Below are 15,250 nucleotides of genomic sequence, written 5' to 3'. Positions count from 1 at the left end.
GAAGCAGTTGCGCGCGCTTTTCGCGCAGCAGGCCGTCTGCGGCGGCATGTCGCAGGGGCGTCAGCGGTCGAGCACGAGCGGCTCCGTGGCCCCTGCCGCGGGCCGCGCGACGCACAGCAGCGCGCAGCCGGGTTCGACTGCTGCATCGGGCGTTTGCTCGTAGTCGACCGAACCGGACAGCACGCGCGTCGCGCACGTGCCGCACGAACCGGAGCGGCATTCGGACGGCACGGCCACGCGCTGCCCTTCCGCGAATTCGAGCAGCGTGCCGTCGGCGGGCGTCCACGCGGCTTCGCGCGCCGTGCGCCGGAACACGACCGGCACGCTTGCCGCCGCCGGCGTCGCTGACGCGCGGGTCGTACTGCGTGCGACGCTCGACGGCCCGAACGCCTCGAAGCGGATGCGCTCGTCCGCCACGTTCAGCGCGCGCAGCCCGTCGTACAGGTCGCGCATGAACGCCGCCGGCCCGCACAGGTAGAAGTCGTAGTCGTCGAACGACAGGATCCGCTTCAGTTGCGCGATGTCGATGCGGCCGGCCCGCGCTGCCGAGCCTTCGCCGGGATGACTGTCGAACCAGTGAAGCGACACGCGTGGATCGGTGGCCGCGAGGTGCGCCAGTTGCGCCGCGAACGGCCGGTCGGCCGCTTCGCGCGCGCCGTGCACGAACACGACGCGGCGCGACGGTGTGTCGTCGGCCAGCGCACGGTGCAGCATCGCGACCATCGGCGTGATGCCGATGCCGGCCGACACGAGCACGGCCGGCCGCGGGCTCGCGAGATCGAACGTGAAGCGGCCGCGCGGCATCTGCGCGTCGAGCGTCATGCCCGCCTGCGCGTGATCGTGCAGCCACGCCGATGCGCGTCCTTCGCGCTTCACGCTGATCCGGTACTGCGCGCCGCCCGGCGCGCCGGACAGCGTGTAGCTGCGAATCGCCGGCGCATCGCTGCCCGGCAGCGCGATGCGCAGCGTCAGGTGCTGCCCGGCTTCATAGGCGGGCAACGCGCCGCCGTCCGCCAGTTCGAAATGGAACGACCGGATCGCGCGCGCTTCGTCGACGATCTTCGCAATGCGCAGCGGCCGCCATGCGGGTGCCGATTCGGGTGCCGATGCAGGTGCGGCCGCAGGCGCCGCAGGGGCAGCCCCCGCCACGCCCTCCGAAGCCGCCGCCGTCGCCACGAACTGCGGCGCACGCTCGACCGCCGACCACCGGAACGGCAGCACCGCACGCACGCGCCGCACTTCCCGCACATGGAAGCGCACGACGCGCTGCGCGCCGTCGAACGACGCGACGAGCGGCCCGTCCCACACGATTTCCGCGTGCGCGGCGACATACAGCAGGTCGCCGCTGTCGAAATCGACGAACAGCAGCCCCGCGCGCGGATCGTGCTGCAGGTTGCCGAGCGTGTTGAAGAAGCGGTTGCCGCTGAAATCGGGCGTCGTCAGCGTATGCGCATCGTCTACACGCACGAAGCCCGGCATCCCGCCGCGATGCGATACGTCCGCGCCGCGCGCGGCGCCCGCATCCGCCGACGTGTTCGCACTCGCGACGAAGAACGTGTCGGCCTGCGCGAGCAGCGCCCGATCCGCCTCGCTCAACGCGTCGGACACGTCGGGCGCGACGGATGCATCGACGGCCCGCGCGACGAAGGCCGGCTTGCGACCCTGAATGTACTTCGCGCAGTTGCCGAAGCTCTGCTCGACCGCGATCGTCAGCGCATCGCCATCGATCGCGCGCACGACGCCGTTCACGCGATTGCGCCGCCGCGTATCGAATTCGATCCCGAGCCCGCCGAGCGCCGCGCCCGGCTGCCACGCGCCGGCCAGCGGATCGCCCGGCAGCGCACGCGCCGCGATGCGCAGCGTGCGTGCATCCGGCGACGTGACGAAGCCCGGCGCGCCGGCGCGCAGCGTCGCCCACGGCTGCCCGTGCGCATCGACGCCGCCGAGCACGAAGAACGGCAGTTGCGCGAAGAACGTCCGGTGCTGGTCCGGCATGAAGCGCCGGATCCCGCGCCGGCCGGCCGCGCCTGCGGCCTCGCTCACGCCCGCGCGCTGCTGCACGGCGAGTTCGCCCGCGTGAAACGGCGCGGTATCGAGTTCCCAGCCCGGTATGACGGCGGTCGGCGCGTTCATCGCGTTCTCCTGGACAGGCGCGGTTGTGGGGGGCGTTACGCGGCGAGCAGGCCCGCGCGCGTCGTCGGCATGCCGACGAAGCCCGGCAGCGCCTCGACTCGGGCCAGCCACGCCCGGACGTGCGGATACGGTTCGAGCGACACGCCGCCTTCCGGTGCGTGCGCGATGTACGTGTACGCGGCGATGTCCGCGATCGTCGGCTGCGCGCCGGCCGCGAACGGCTTGCCGGCCAGTTCGCGATCGATCACGTCGAGCACCTTCGCGGCCGTGCGCTTGGCCGCCTCCGGGTCGAGCGGCGCCCCGAACACGGTCACGAGCCGCGCGGCCGCCGGGCCCGACGCGATCGGGCCGGCCGCGTACGACAGCCAGCGCTGCACGGCCGCCGCGCCGACCGGGTCGCCGGGCAGCCAGTGCGCGTCGCCGTAGCGCTTCGCGAGGTACACGAGAATCGCGTTCGAATCGGCGATCACGGTGCCGCCATCGTCGATCACGGGCACCTGCCCGAACGGATTGAGCGCGAGGAACGCCGGTTCGCGCTGCGCGCCGGCCGCGAGATCGACGTCGATGGTCTCGGACGGCAGCCCGAGCAGCGACAGGAACAGCCGCACACGGTGCGCATGCCCCGAGAGCAGGAACGAATAGACGCGGATCGGCGAGGCGGGCTTGCGGGCGGCAGACATGGAAAACACTCCGGAATCTCGCGCCGCCGGGAGTCGGCGACGAACGGCTCCAGCGTAGCGCTCGCCGTTCATCGCCAGAAGACGGATAATCGTGGAAACATTATCCGCTTTCATAGGACAATCGACGATGGCCGACCTGCGCGACGTGAACCTGAACCGGCTGGCGATCTTCGTTGCGGTGGTCGATGCCGGCTCGCTGACGGCCGCGGCCGAGCGGCTCGGCCTCGCGAAGACGGTCGTCAGCACGCACATGCAGCGCCTCGAATCGGAGGTCGGCGCGAACCTGCTGGTGCGCACGACCCGGCGACTGAGCGTGACCGATGCGGGCCGCGTGTTCTACGACGCGTGCCGCGACATCGTGCGCGCGACCGAAACCGCGCTCGACGCGGTGTCGTCCGATGCCGGGCCGCTGCGCGGCACGCTGCGCGCGAGCGTGCCGATCGACTACGGCGCGCTGGTCGTCGCGCCGGCCGTCGTCGCGTTGCGCGACCGGCATCCGGAGCTCGATGTCGAACTGGTGGCGAACGACCGCGTCGTCGATCTCGTCGCGGACAACCTCGACGTCGCGATCCGGATCGGCCGCCTCGCCGATTCGAACTACCGCGCGGTACAGCTCGGCACGTACGAGAAATGGCTGGTGGCAAGCCCTGCGTTCGTCGCGCGGTACGGGCTGCCGCGCGATCCGGATGCGCTCGCCGGGCTGCCGTTCGTGATGCTGTCGACGCTGTCGCGCCCGCACACGCTCGAACTCGGCAACATGGACGGCGCCCATGCGGCGGTGCGCTGCGTCGCGCCGGTCGTGTCGAACACCGCGACCGCGTGCCGCGCGATCGTGCTCGCGGGCGGCGGCTTCGGGCTGCTGACGGATTTCTCGACCGCGGACGACGTCGCAGCCGGCCGGCTCGTACGGCTGCTGCCGGGGTGGCGCACGGCGCCGGCCGGGATTCACGCGGTGTATCCGTCGACGCGGCTGCCATCGCCGAAGGTGCGGGCGTTCATCGATGCGATGAAGGGGCGGATCGGGGAGACGCCGCCGGGGGCACCGGTGCGTGCGAAACGCACGACCGGCTGAACCCGGATTGCCGGTCATGCCGGACGACGCTGCGGCAATCCGTGCGCTTCATTTACCTCCAAATTCCTTTCTCGCGGCTTTCCGATTCGGATCGAATATACCCTCTTTTATTTCCGAAAATTAGGCATTGCCTTTCCATTTTTTCTACTAATCTTATTCCCGGTAATACGCTGATTTGCGTTTACCGAAATGCCTCAATACTCCACTTTATTCAACAAAGGAGTCTGAAAATGCAAACCGCCGCAATTTCATGGGGAAGCACGCCGTCGATCCGCGTCTACACGGCCAACGGCAACAAGATCACCGAACGCTGCTACGACGGCCAGAACTGGTACACGGGTGCGTTCAACCAGGCAGGCGACAACGTGTCCGCGACATGCTGGCTGGTCGGAAGCGCAATCCACATCCGCGTGTACGCGACCAGCGGCGGGACGACGACCGAGTATTGCTGGGATGGCGACGGCTGGACCCGGGGCGGATACACGGGTTCCTGATCGAACGTGCCTGGGGCGCCGAGGGTTGAGCGCCACGATCGGCGCAATGCGAGCCGTTTCACATTGCGCCGTTTTTTAATTGCCATCGCATCCCGCCATCAATCAATGGCGCATGGAGAAAGATTAATACAGCGATATTTTTAAACCCGATCACAATTCGTCACCCAATCTCTTTTTTATTTATTAAAAAGACGATTAAATCGCATGCAATGACAACACGGCGCCCCGGGCACCGTGCGGTTATCCTGTTTTTTCATTTTCAGCCTGCCATTGCCGGGGCATCACGGGAATGGCGCAATACCATCCGGCCTACCCGATTTCCCGCAACGTCCCCAGCAGCACCCGCCGGCAACTCGCGATCATCTGCGCCTCCGGATCGCGATATTCGGTGAGCAGCCACGCCGCGCCGACGTTCGTCATCGCGCCGACGAGCGCGAGCCCGATCAGCCGCTGCTCGGTGCGCTCCGCGGGCGTCGCCGCTTCATGCGGCGCGCCGATCGCCATGATCAGCTTGCCGAAGTCGATCAGCATGCGCTGGTACGTCATGTCGGTGTCCGCGCTCACGCCCATCACCTCGAGCAGCAGCACACGGGCCGCGCACGGGTCGCGCAGGAACCCGAAGAACGCGGCAAGCCCGACGTCGACGCTCTCGTACAGATCGCCGCCGCGCTCGGCCACCGCCTGCGCGACCGCGTCATGCAATTGCTGCGCGTGATGCAGGTAGGTGCAGCGCAGCAGATCCTCGGTGCTGTCGAACGCCGCATAGAAATAGCGATCGTTCAGCTTCGCTTCCTGGCAGATCGACCGCACGGTCGCCTTGCGGAACCCGACCGTGCCGAACACGCGCGTCGCCGCGCGGATCAACGCGTCGCGCCGCTCGGCGGCCCGTACCTCGGGCGCCACGCCGCCATACGACCGGCCCCTTTTTTCCGTTTCGAGTGCTTTCTCCATTCCGCTATTTGACATCAGGACACCCGAAAACTAAAGTGGTGACGATCAACACCACAATAGGCGCACCGCCGGTGCAGCGCAAGCGGAACGGGAGGAACGACGAATGAAGGGGTTTTCCGGGAAGGTCGCCGCGATCACGGGCGCCGGTTCGGGCATGGGCCGCAGCCTCGCGGTCGAGCTCGCGCGGCGCGGCTGCGAGGTCGCGCTCGCCGACGTCAACGAAACCGGGCTCGCCGGCACGGCGGCCGCATGCGCGCAGCACGGCGTGCGGGTGAGCACGCGGCGGCTCGACGTCGCCGACCGCGATGCGGTGTTCGCGTGGGCCGATTTCGTCCGCGCCGGGCACGGCAAGGTCAACCTGATCTTCAACAACGCGGGCGTGTCGCTGGCCGCCAGCGCCGAGACCGCGCGCCTCGCCGATCTCGAATGGATCGTCGGCATCAACTTCTGGGGCGTCGTGCACGGCACGCAGGCGTTCCTGCCGCACCTGCGCGCGTCCGGCGACGGTCACATCGTCAACACGTCGAGCCTGTTCGGCCTCGTCGCGATGCCGACGCAAAGCGCATACAACGCAACCAAGTTCGCGGTGCGCGGCTTCACCGAAGCGCTGCGGATGGAACTCGAGCTCGACGGCGCGCCGGTGAGCGCGACCTGCGTGCATCCGGGCGGCGTCGCGACCAGCATCGTCGACGCGGGCCGCGTCGATACCAGCATTCACGCACTGACGGGCCAGGACGAAGCGACCCATCGCCGCCAGGCGAACCGTCTGATCAATGCAACGACGGCCGACGACGCCGCGCGGCAGATCCTCGCGGGCGTCGAGCGCAATGCGCGCCGCGTGCTCGTCGGCGCCGACGCGCGCCGGCTCGACCGGATCGCGCGCCTGCTCGGCGCCGGTTACCAGTGGCTGATGCTGCGCCACGTGCGCCGCGCCCGCGCACGCAACCTCGACCGCGCGCATGCCCCGGCCGCGCTCCCGACCACGCCGACCAAGGACCCCGCATGACCTCGACGACGACCGACCGGCGCGATGCGCCGCCCGCCCCCGGCGCCCGCCGCGACAGCAACGACCTCGACGTGCTGATCGTCGGCGCCGGCCTGTCCGGCATCGGCGCCGCGTATCACCTGAAGCAGCGCTGCCCGCATGCGAGCGTCGCGATCGTCGAAGCGCGCGAAGCGATCGGCGGCACCTGGGATCTGTTCCGCTATCCGGGCGTCCGTTCGGATTCCGACATGTTTACGCTCGGCTACAGCTTCCGCCCGTGGCACAGCGACAAGGCGATTTCCGACGGCCAGACGATCCTCGACTACATCCGCGACACCGCGCGCACGTACGGCATCGACAAGACGATCCGCTACGGCCAGAAGGTCGTCGCGGCCGACTGGGATTCGAACCGTGCACGCTGGACGGTGCGCATCGAGCGCACGCAGGGCGGCACGACCGACACGCTCGTGACCACCTGCCGCTTCCTGTTCATGTGCAGCGGCTACTACGACTACGACGCCGGCTACCGGCCCGACTGGCCCGGCATGGACACGTTCGAGGGCAACCTCGTGCATCCGCAGCACTGGCCGAAGGACCTGTCGTACGCGAACCGGCGGGTCGTCGTGATCGGCAGCGGCGCGACGGCCGTCACGCTCGTGCCGTCGATGGCGGCCGACGCACAGCACGTGACGATGCTGCAACGTTCGCCGACCTACATCGTGTCGCTGCCCGCCCGCGACAAGATCGCGAATGCACTGCGCCGCGTGCTGCCGTCGCGGCTCGCGCACCGGCTCGTGCGCGTGAAGAACGTGCTGCTGACGATTTACCTGTACAACGTGTCGCGCCGCAAGCCCGACCAGACGAAGAAGTTCATCATCCGCGCGGCCAGCAAGCAGCTCGGCCCCGACTTCGACGTCGCGAAGCACCTGACGCCGCGCTACATGCCGTGGGACCAGCGCGTGTGCCTCGTGCCGAACGGCGACCTGTTCAAGTCGATCCGCGCGGGCCGCGCGTCGATCGTCACCGACGAGATCGAGCGCTTCACGCCGACCGGCCTCAAGCTCAAGAGCGGCCAGCAGCTCGACGCGGACGTGATCGTCACCGCGACCGGGCTCAAAGTGAAGATGCTCGGCGGCGCGCGCGTCACCGTCGACGGCCGCGTGGTCGACCTGCCGGAGACCGTGTCGTACAAGGGGATGATGTACAGCGACGTGCCGAATCTCGCGTCGTCGTTCGGCTACACGAACGCGTCGTGGACGCTGAAGGCCGAACTGATCGCGCGCTACGTGTGCCGGCTGCTCAACCACATGCGCGCGAACGACTACGACACGTGCGTGCCGCGGCTCGGCGCCGGCGAACTCGGCGACGTGCCGGCCGTCAACCTGAGCTCGGGCTACATCCAGCGCGCGGCCGGCATCCTGCCGAAGCAGGGCCATCACAAGCCGTGGAAATTCCACCAGAACTACGTGCGCGATCTTGCCTCGCTGAAGTTCAGCGCGCTCGCCGATTCGGCGATGCATTTCGAACGCCGCGCAAAAACCGGCCCGGCCGCCACCGCGCCCGTCGCCGAACCCGCACTCGAAACCCGTTGAGGCCGACATGACCCCTGTGCTCCATCTGATCCAGAACGTACTGCTCGGCGTCGTGGCGGTGCTCGCCGCGCTCGCGCTGTTTACCGGTTACGTGGCCCGGCGCGTGACGCGCGGGTTTCCGCCCGAAGGCCGCTTCGTGGACATCGGCGGCGACCGCATCCACTACGTCGAATACGGCGACGGCCCGCCGATCGTGTTCGTCCACGGGCTCGCGGGGCAGTTGCGCAACTTCGCGTACCTGCCGCTTGCACGTCTCGCGCAACGGCATCGCGTGATCATCATCGACCGTCCGGGCGCCGGCCGCTCGCTGCGCGGCGCGGGTTCGCAGGCGAACGTGTACGCGCAGGCCCGCACGGTCGCCGCGTTCATCGACGCGCTGCGGCTCGACAAGCCCGTGCTGGTCGGCCATTCGCTCGGCGGCGCGATCGCGCTGGCGGTCGGCCTCAACCATGCGGACCGCGTGAGCCGGCTCGCGCTGATCGCCCCGCTGTCGCACGAGCAAACCGAGCCGCCCGCGCCGTTCCGGCCGCTGATGCTGCCGTCGCCGCTCGTGCGCCGCTTCGTGTCGTGGACCTTCGCGATCCCGCTGACGATCCTGACCGGCCGCAAGGCGGTGCGCCAGGTGTTCGCGCCGGAAGACGTGCCGCGCGACTTCCCGGTCAAGGGCGGCGGCCTGCTCGGGATGCGCCCGCACGTGTTCTATGCAACGGCGACGGACCTGCTGTCGGCGCCCGTCGACCTGCCCGCGATGGAGCGCCGCTACGCGGATCTCGCGCTGCCGGTCGACGTGCTGTACGGCCGCGCCGATCCGATCCTGAACTGGCGCGAGCACGGCGAAGCGCTCGCGAAGAAATCGGCGCGCGTGCGGCTGAAAGTGGTCGAGGGCGGGCACATGCTGCCGGTCACGATTCCCGATGCGACGGCCGACTGGCTGCTCGAAGTCGCCGCCGCGCCGGTCGAAGCAGCCGCACCGGCGGCACGCATCGCGTAAGCCGCGGCAGCGAAACCGGGCCTGATTCCGTGCCGTGCCGCCGGCACCGCGGCGGAATCAGGCTTCGTCGTCGGGTAGCGACAGCCCGAGATCCGATATCACCTCGCGCGCGGTCCGGAACGCCTCGACCGCGGCCGGCGCCCCCGCGTACAGCGCGCTGTGCAGCAACACCTCGCGGATTTCGACGAGGCTCGCGCCGTTGTTGAGCGCACCGCGAATGTGCCCCTTCAATTCCGTGCTGCGGCCGAGCGCCGCCAGCATCGCGCACGTGCACAGGCTGCGCGTCTTCAGGTCGATCCCGCCGCGCTGCCACGTGCTGCCCCACGCATGTTCGTTCAGCCAGTTCTGCAACGGACGCGAAAATCCGTCGAGATCGCGCATCGCGCGCTCGACGAACGCCTCGCCCATCACGTCGATCCGCCGCGCCTTGCCGTATTCCCTGTCCTGTTCGCTCATGTCGGTGTCCTGGTTGGAGTCGTGGCCGCTTCAACGCCACCGGCGGCCGGGGGATTTCGCGCCATGTTCATCGGGCCGCCGCGTTTCGTCAAAGATGCGGCCCTCGGTTCGCCCCTGCCCGCGCAACGCGATGTCGAACGCTACGTAACATCGCGCCGCACGTTACGTCGGCTTATGGGAACATCGCAACGGACACGCAGGCGCACCGGACGTGCCCGTCGCGCGAATCCGCCATTACTCCGTTTAAATCGCGCCGATATTCCCGATTCCCGCAACAAAGCACGACACCGTTTCTCGAAACCTGTCGTGGCGCGGAATTTGCAGTGAAGGCTTCGACACACTTCCAATGTCGAGGCCAACATGCACAAACTCTTCAAAAAGACGACGGTAACGATGGCCGTCTCGTCACTGCTCGCGCTGTACGGCTGCGGCTCGGTCGATGGACCGACGACCCCGCCGACGATCAAACCGAGCACGTCCGGGACGGGTGGCACCTCGGGGACGTCCGGTACGTCCGGCGGCGGTTCGTCGGGGACGTCGGGTGGCGGTAGTTCGGGGACTTCCGGTACGTCGGGTACTTCCGGTACCTCGGGTACTTCCGGCACCTCGGGCACTTCCGGCACCTCGGGCACTTCCGGTACGTCGGGTACTTCCGGTACGTCGGGTACTTCCGGTACCTCGGGTACTTCCGGTACCTCGGGTACTTCCGGTACCTCGGGGACTTCCGGTACCTCGGGGACTTCAGGCACCTCGGGTACTTCCGGCACGTCGGGTACTTCCGGTACCTCGGGTACTTCCGGTACGTCGGGTACTTCCGGCACGTCGGGTACTTCCGGTACCTCGGGTACTTCCGGCACCTCGGGCACCTCCGGTACGTCGGGCACCTCCGGTACGTCGGGCACCTCCGGTACGTCGGGCACCTCCGGCACCTCGGGCACCTCGGGCACTTCCGGCACGTCGGGCACCTCCGGTACGTCGGGTACTTCCGGCACGTCGGGCACCTCCGGTACGTCGGGCACTTCCGGCACCTCGGGTACTTCCGGCACCTCGGGCACTTCCGGCACCTCCGGTACGTCGGGCACCTCCGGCACCTCGGGCACTTCCGGCACCTCCGGCACCTCCGGCACCTCGGGCACTTCCGGCACCTCGGGCACCTCGGGCACCTCCGGCACCTCCGGCACGTCCGGCACGTCCGGCACGTCCGGCACCTCCGGCACCTCGGGCACTTCCGGCACCTCCGGCACCTCGGGCACCTCCGGCACCTCGGGCACTTCCGGCACGTCGGGCACTTCCGGTACGTCGGGCACTTCCGGTACGTCGGGCACTTCCGGTACGTCGGGCACCTCCGGTACGTCGGGCACTTCCGGTACCTCCGGTACCTCCGGCACCGGCGTCACCCCCCTCGGCAATGTCCTCCAGAAATCCGGCAACCTCGTGACGGCGCTCGGCACGACGGTCGCGAACGGCGGCGGTCAGATCGGCGGCGTGCAGATCCCCGGCACGAACCCGACGACGGCCACCAGCGTCGGCAACGCTGTCACGAGCCTCGGCAACGGCGTGCAGTCGCTCGGCAATGGCGTCGCGGCCGGCCTCGGCTCGATCGGCGTGTCGGCGAACCCGCTCGGACCGACGCTGACGTCGACCACCGGCCTGCTGACCGGCGCCGGCGGCGCGGTCAACAACCTCGGCAACGCGGTGAAGAGCCTCGGCTCCGGCCCGCTGTCGCCGCTGTCCCCGGTCACGACGCTCGTCGGCGATCTCGTCAATACCGTCGGCGGCGCCGTCAATTCGACCGCGTCGGGTCTCAACACGGCGCTGAACAGCGCGCCGGTCCAGCAGCTCGAGACGCAGGTCGGCAAGCTGATCAACCCGATCACGAATACGCTGACCGGCGGTGTCGCGACGCCGGGCGCCACGCAGACGCTCGGTGGCGTCACGCTGCTCGGCACGCCGCTCAACGGCCTGCTGAGCACGCTCGGCAACGGTCTCGCGCTCGCGGGCTCGAAGGTCGGCGGCGCAACCGACAACCCGGTCGGCGCGGGACTCGGCGGCGTCGTGACGCAGCTCGGCAACACGGTGACGTCGGCCGGCGGCCTCGTCCACGACAACAACGCGGGCAGCTCCAGCAGCGGCACCGGCGGCAGCAACCCGCTCGCCCCGATCACGGGCCTGCTCGGCACGCTGACGGGCGCGCTCGGCGGCGGCAGCTCGAGCGGTTCGGGCGGCACCAGCGGCACGAGCAGCGGCGGGCCGCTCGGCCCCGTCACGGGCCTGCTCGGCTCGCTGACGGGCGCGCTCGGCGGCATCGGGTCGAGCGGCACGGGCGGGACGAGCGGTACCGGCGGCACCAGCGGCACCGGTGGCGCGGGCATCGGCGGCCTGCTGGCGCCGGTCACCAACCTCGTCAACTCGCTGACGCCGCTCGGCGCCAGCCTCACCGGCACCGTCACGACGCCGGGCGGCAACGTGACCGGCTCGCTCGGCGGCGTGCTGACGAGCGGCCCGGTCGGTGCGCTCACGGGTGCCTTGACGACGCCGGCCGGCTCGGCCGGCGCCACCGGCACGGTCAGCCCCGGCGCAGCAGCCGGCACGGTGACCACGCCGGCCGGCAGCGGCACCGTCGCAGCCGGCTTGACGGGCGGCTCGAGCGGCGGCGCCGCAGGCGGTGCCGGCAACCTGCTGTCGCCGGTGACCAACCTGCTCGGCGGTCTGCTGGGCGGCGGCACCAAGAAGTAAGCCTTAACGCATCACGAACCAGAACGACAGGCCAATGGCCGGGCGCGCATCCATACAAAGCCCGGCCGACGGCCGGCGTCACCCGCCAAGCGGGGACGCCGGCCCTCATCCCTACGAGGATCCAACCATGAATTCCACGCTCGACGGCATCGTCGCGGCCCAGGACCGCCCACCCCGTTCCGCCACGCCCTTCCGGGCCGGCCTGCTCGGCATCACGGCCGGGCTCTTTGCGCTGTGGGTCACGCGCGACCATCCGACGCTCGATGCAGCCACGCGCGCGGTCATCGCCAGCCTCGCGATCATCGGCACGATCGCGCTGCACGAACTCTTCATCTCGCGCGTCTACCTGCGCCCGAGTGCCGGGCTGTCGCGCCAGGCCGTCCGGCCCCTGGGCATCGCGCGCGTCACGACGCGGCTCGGCGCGCTGACGTCGATCTACGCGGGCATCGGCGTCATCTACTGGCTGCTGCCCGAATACCACGGCGCGTTCTACTTGCCGTTCTGGTCGCTGCTGCGCTCGCTCGCGCCGTACGTGATCGTCGCCGCGCCGTTCTACTTCGCGTGGATGGACCGCCACCAGCGCGAGACCGACGACGCGTACCTGCTGTGGGGCCGCTTCCTGTTCCGCCGCGAGCAGCCCGCGAGCTGGAAACCGGTGCGCGAGATGCTGGCCGGCTGGGGCGTGAAGGCATTCTTCCTGCCGCTGATGACCGTGTATCTGTCGAAGGACGCCGATCACCTGAGCGCGTCGCTCGCGAACGCGATGCACGCGCCGATGACGATCTCGACCTTCGTGTTCATGTACGACCTGTCGTTCACGATGGATCTGATGTTCGGCACCGTCGGCTACCTGTGCACGTTCCGCATCCTCGACAGCCACGTGCGCACCGTCGAGCCGACGACGCTCGGCTGGGTGGCCGCGCTGATCTGCTACCAGCCGTTCTGGTCGCTGATCTCGAACAACTACATCCGCTACGAAGGCTCGGTGTTCTGGGACAACTGGCTGCTGTCGGCGCCGACGCTGCGCGTGATCTGGGGCGCGGCGATCATCCTGCTGCTGCTGACCTACGCGCTGTGCACGATCTCGTTCGGGCTGCGTTTCTCGAACCTCACCAACCGCGGGATCATCACGTCGGGCCCGTACCGCTTCACCAAGCATCCGGCGTACATCACGAAGAACCTGTCGTACTGGATGGTGTCGGTGCCGTTCGTCGAGCCGCTCGGCTGGCAGATCGGGCTCATGCACTGCGCCGGGCTCGTCGCGGTCAACCTGATCTACTACACGCGTGCGAAGACGGAAGAACGTCACCTGATGCGCGATCCCGACTATCGCGCATATGCCGAATGGATCGCGCAGCACGGGCTGTTCGCGCGAATCCGGCACGCGTTCGGAGGGCGGCAGGCGGCGTGACCCGGCGACTCCGTGCCGGGCCGGCCACGCGTCGGCCCGGCCGCCAACGCGCACGCCGCCGGCTCATCCGCATCGGCGCTTCAACATGGAAATCGCGACGACGCATGCCGCCGGCATGACGAAGCAAAATCCCGCCAACGGCCACGGCGTATCGCCCGGCAGTACCAAGGTCGCAAACGTGCCGGCCCCGCCGACGATCAGGCTCTGAACACAGTAATACAGCGCGACCGCGGTTCCCGCGGCATCGTCGAAATCCCGAAGCGCACCGTTCGCCGTCACCGACGACATGAGAACGATGCCGACCGCGACGATCCACATCGGCATCACGAACGCGACGAATGACGGCGCCATCGCGACGGTGCAGGCCGCCAGGACGATGGCCCCCGTCATCATGACGCCGGCGCCGCGAACGAAGCAGCCCGGAATGCCCCAGCGCGGCACGAACCATCGCGCAAAGCGCGCGGCGATGATCATCACGATCGCGACGGTGGCAAATGCCGCACTGAATTCGGTGCGGGAAAAAACGGCACGACCGATGAGCACACGCGGCGCGATCGAGAAGAACACGAAAAAGGCACCCATCGCAGTGCCGAAACCGAGCGCATGGACCCGGAACGACTGGTTGCGCATGATCGACGCCACCGGCAGTCGTGGCCTGCTCTTCACCGGCGGTCGCGTTTCATGCCATCGCGACCACGCGCGGCCGAGTGCCAGACATCCGGCCAGACCGAGCGTCACGAAGATCGCGCGCCATCCGAAACCGTGCGCAATGCCTGCACCGAGCATCGGCCCGAGCGCCGGCACGAACGCCAGGATCGCGCCGAACTGACTGTAGAGGGTGCTGCCTTCCGGCCGGCCGGCGTAGACGTCGCGCACCGTCGCGAAGGTAGCCACGAGGACGGCGGACGCACCCAGCGCCTGCAGCAGACGCAGCGCAACGAATACGTCACCGCTGCTTGCCATCGCGAGCGCCAGCGAGGCCGCCGAGAACAGCAGCGCGCCGCCCAGCAGGACCGGCCGCCGTCCGACACGATCCGACAACGGGCCGAACATCAACTGGCCCACGCCAAGCACGACCATGTAGACGCTTAGCGTCAACTGAACCATCGCGGGCGACGCATGCAGCGCCGACGGCATCTCCGGAACCACCGGCAGATACACGTCCATGGCCAGCGACGCGAGGAGATCGAAGGGGGCCATCAGCAGCAGGGCCGACGGCAACGAGTAGGCCCATGCGGGCGCAGATTGATCAGGCATGACAAGGCTTCCGCTCGGAAAAAGGAAATCCGGCGGCAATCTGCCTGCTGAGTCAGTGACGAGAGGAGATCGCCGCAACAACCGGGTGAAGAAGGTTGCTGCGGCTCAGCGATCCGTGGACGGGCCCGCTCCCATGATCAGATCCTTGTGGGGGGTCGTTAGCCGTGCAGTGTATGCGATTTCGCGGCGCGAACGCGCAACGCGGCCACGACCATCCGCAGCCTCTCGCACGGCATCGGCTCACGCCCCCTTGCGGCCAATTGTCGCGAAACACCGCGATTCTCCTCTTTTCGTCGCTTTTCTCCGCCTGCCCGGTTGCCGCCCCCCGGCACCTCGCGTAGGGTGCTGGCCGTCCGCGCACGATCCGTCGCGCCGACACCCGACCGTCGTTCCGCATGACGGCCGTGCGGGCCGTGCCCGCCGCTCACCGTCTCCGCGATGCCGCCCGCCGGCGCCGCGCATTCATGAGGAAAGAGGCGTGATCCACAAAGT

The 15,250-nt window shown here is 68.9% G+C and carries 12 protein-coding genes; 7 read left to right on the top strand and 5 right to left on the bottom strand.

The genetic code is table 11. From position 1 onward, the window contains the following. Positions 1 to 60: 60 nt before the first annotated feature. Positions 61 to 2,133, bottom strand: coding sequence for a pyridoxamine 5'-phosphate oxidase family protein (locus tag OHZ10_RS22365; protein WP_340625249.1), 2,073 nt, complete (start codon positions 2,131 to 2,133; stop codon positions 61 to 63). Between the two features lie 35 nt (positions 2,134 to 2,168). Continuing rightward, the gene (locus OHZ10_RS22360; protein ID WP_059237488.1) at positions 2,169 to 2,813 is read right to left on the bottom strand and encodes a glutathione S-transferase family protein; all 645 of its coding nucleotides are present in this window, start codon (positions 2,811 to 2,813) and stop codon (positions 2,169 to 2,171) included. A gap of 127 nt (positions 2,814 to 2,940) precedes the next feature. Here OHZ10_RS22360 and OHZ10_RS22355 point away from each other — a divergent pair, with 127 nt between their 5' ends. After that, positions 2,941 to 3,885, top strand: coding sequence for a LysR family transcriptional regulator (locus OHZ10_RS22355; RefSeq protein WP_059237489.1), 945 nt, complete (start codon positions 2,941 to 2,943; stop codon positions 3,883 to 3,885). A gap of 230 nt (positions 3,886 to 4,115) precedes the next feature. Next, the gene (locus tag OHZ10_RS22350; RefSeq protein ID WP_059237490.1) at positions 4,116 to 4,379 is read left to right on the top strand and encodes a fucose-binding lectin protein; all 264 of its coding nucleotides are present in this window, start codon (positions 4,116 to 4,118) and stop codon (positions 4,377 to 4,379) included. A 309-nt stretch (positions 4,380 to 4,688) separates the two neighbouring features. Here the strand turns inward: OHZ10_RS22350 and OHZ10_RS22345 are convergent, their stop codons facing one another. Next, complete coding sequence (locus tag OHZ10_RS22345; RefSeq protein WP_226195930.1) at positions 4,689 to 5,330, bottom strand: TetR/AcrR family transcriptional regulator; 642 nt, start codon at positions 5,328 to 5,330, stop codon at positions 4,689 to 4,691. A 103-nt stretch (positions 5,331 to 5,433) separates the two neighbouring features. Here OHZ10_RS22345 and OHZ10_RS22340 point away from each other — a divergent pair, with 103 nt between their 5' ends. From OHZ10_RS22340 to OHZ10_RS22330, 3 genes are read left to right on the top strand one after another with little or no spacing between them, the layout of a single operon-like run. Next, positions 5,434 to 6,336, top strand: coding sequence for an SDR family NAD(P)-dependent oxidoreductase (locus OHZ10_RS22340; protein WP_059237492.1), 903 nt, complete (start codon positions 5,434 to 5,436; stop codon positions 6,334 to 6,336). Beyond that, a complete protein-coding gene (locus OHZ10_RS22335) occupies positions 6,333 to 7,907 on the top strand; it encodes a flavin-containing monooxygenase (RefSeq protein ID WP_059237493.1) in 1,575 nt (524 codons plus the stop codon). The genes OHZ10_RS22340 and OHZ10_RS22335 overlap by 4 nt, the downstream gene beginning before the upstream one ends. 7 nt (positions 7,908 to 7,914) lie before the next feature. Next, the gene (locus tag OHZ10_RS22330) at positions 7,915 to 8,898 is read left to right on the top strand and encodes an alpha/beta fold hydrolase (RefSeq protein WP_059237494.1); all 984 of its coding nucleotides are present in this window, start codon (positions 7,915 to 7,917) and stop codon (positions 8,896 to 8,898) included. Positions 8,899 to 8,955: 57 nt separating this feature from the next. On the opposite strand, the gene OHZ10_RS22325 is transcribed toward OHZ10_RS22330, so the two are convergent. Beyond that, a complete protein-coding gene (locus OHZ10_RS22325; RefSeq protein ID WP_059237495.1) occupies positions 8,956 to 9,354 on the bottom strand; it encodes a carboxymuconolactone decarboxylase family protein in 399 nt (132 codons plus the stop codon). Between the two features lie 360 nt (positions 9,355 to 9,714). Between OHZ10_RS22325 and OHZ10_RS22320 the strand changes: the two genes are divergently transcribed. Together OHZ10_RS22320 and OHZ10_RS22315 are read left to right on the top strand one after the other, a co-directional pair. Next, on the top strand, positions 9,715 to 12,090 hold the full coding sequence (locus tag OHZ10_RS22320) for a collagen-like triple helix repeat-containing protein (RefSeq protein WP_342705816.1): 2,376 nt from the start codon (positions 9,715 to 9,717) through the stop codon (positions 12,088 to 12,090). A 127-nt stretch (positions 12,091 to 12,217) separates the two neighbouring features. Beyond that, complete coding sequence (locus tag OHZ10_RS22315) at positions 12,218 to 13,501, top strand: isoprenylcysteine carboxylmethyltransferase family protein (RefSeq protein WP_059237497.1); 1,284 nt, start codon at positions 12,218 to 12,220, stop codon at positions 13,499 to 13,501. A gap of 63 nt (positions 13,502 to 13,564) precedes the next feature. On the opposite strand, the gene cml is transcribed toward OHZ10_RS22315, so the two are convergent. Continuing rightward, positions 13,565 to 14,758: a CmlA/FloR family chloramphenicol efflux MFS transporter gene (gene cml / locus OHZ10_RS22310; RefSeq protein WP_256086691.1), complete on the bottom strand. Its 1,194-nt coding sequence runs from the start codon at positions 14,756 to 14,758 to the stop codon at positions 13,565 to 13,567. Positions 14,759 to 15,250: the final 492 nt, after the last annotated feature.

The sequence above is a fragment of the Burkholderia arboris genome, from assembly GCF_038723655.1.
Lineage (GTDB): Bacteria > Pseudomonadota > Gammaproteobacteria > Burkholderiales > Burkholderiaceae > Burkholderia > Burkholderia arboris.
The sequence above is the reverse complement of the archived record's forward strand: the minus strand, read 5'-3'. Positions and strand labels throughout refer to the sequence as shown.

Excerpts from the sequence above, each read along its gene's own strand:
- OHZ10_RS22315 (WP_059237497.1), top strand. The coding sequence starts at position 12,218 with ATGAATTCCACGCTCGACGGCATCGTCGCGGCCCAGGACCGCCCACCC.
- OHZ10_RS22350 (WP_059237490.1), top strand. The coding sequence starts at position 4,116 with ATGCAAACCGCCGCAATTTCATGGGGAAGCACGCCGTCGATCCGCGTC.
- cml (WP_256086691.1), bottom strand. The coding sequence starts at position 14,758 with ATGCCTGATCAATCTGCGCCCGCATGGGCCTACTCGTTGCCGTCGGCC.
- OHZ10_RS22325 (WP_059237495.1), bottom strand. The coding sequence starts at position 9,354 with ATGAGCGAACAGGACAGGGAATACGGCAAGGCGCGGCGGATCGACGTG.
- OHZ10_RS22345 (WP_226195930.1), bottom strand. The coding sequence starts at position 5,330 with ATGGAGAAAGCACTCGAAACGGAAAAAAGGGGCCGGTCGTATGGCGGC.
- OHZ10_RS22320 (WP_342705816.1), top strand. The coding sequence starts at position 9,715 with ATGCACAAACTCTTCAAAAAGACGACGGTAACGATGGCCGTCTCGTCA.
- OHZ10_RS22365 (WP_340625249.1), bottom strand. The coding sequence starts at position 2,133 with ATGAACGCGCCGACCGCCGTCATACCGGGCTGGGAACTCGATACCGCG.
- OHZ10_RS22355 (WP_059237489.1), top strand. The coding sequence starts at position 2,941 with ATGGCCGACCTGCGCGACGTGAACCTGAACCGGCTGGCGATCTTCGTT.
- OHZ10_RS22330 (WP_059237494.1), top strand. The coding sequence starts at position 7,915 with ATGACCCCTGTGCTCCATCTGATCCAGAACGTACTGCTCGGCGTCGTG.
- OHZ10_RS22335 (WP_059237493.1), top strand. The coding sequence starts at position 6,333 with ATGACCTCGACGACGACCGACCGGCGCGATGCGCCGCCCGCCCCCGGC.
- OHZ10_RS22340 (WP_059237492.1), top strand. The coding sequence starts at position 5,434 with ATGAAGGGGTTTTCCGGGAAGGTCGCCGCGATCACGGGCGCCGGTTCG.
- OHZ10_RS22360 (WP_059237488.1), bottom strand. The coding sequence starts at position 2,813 with ATGTCTGCCGCCCGCAAGCCCGCCTCGCCGATCCGCGTCTATTCGTTC.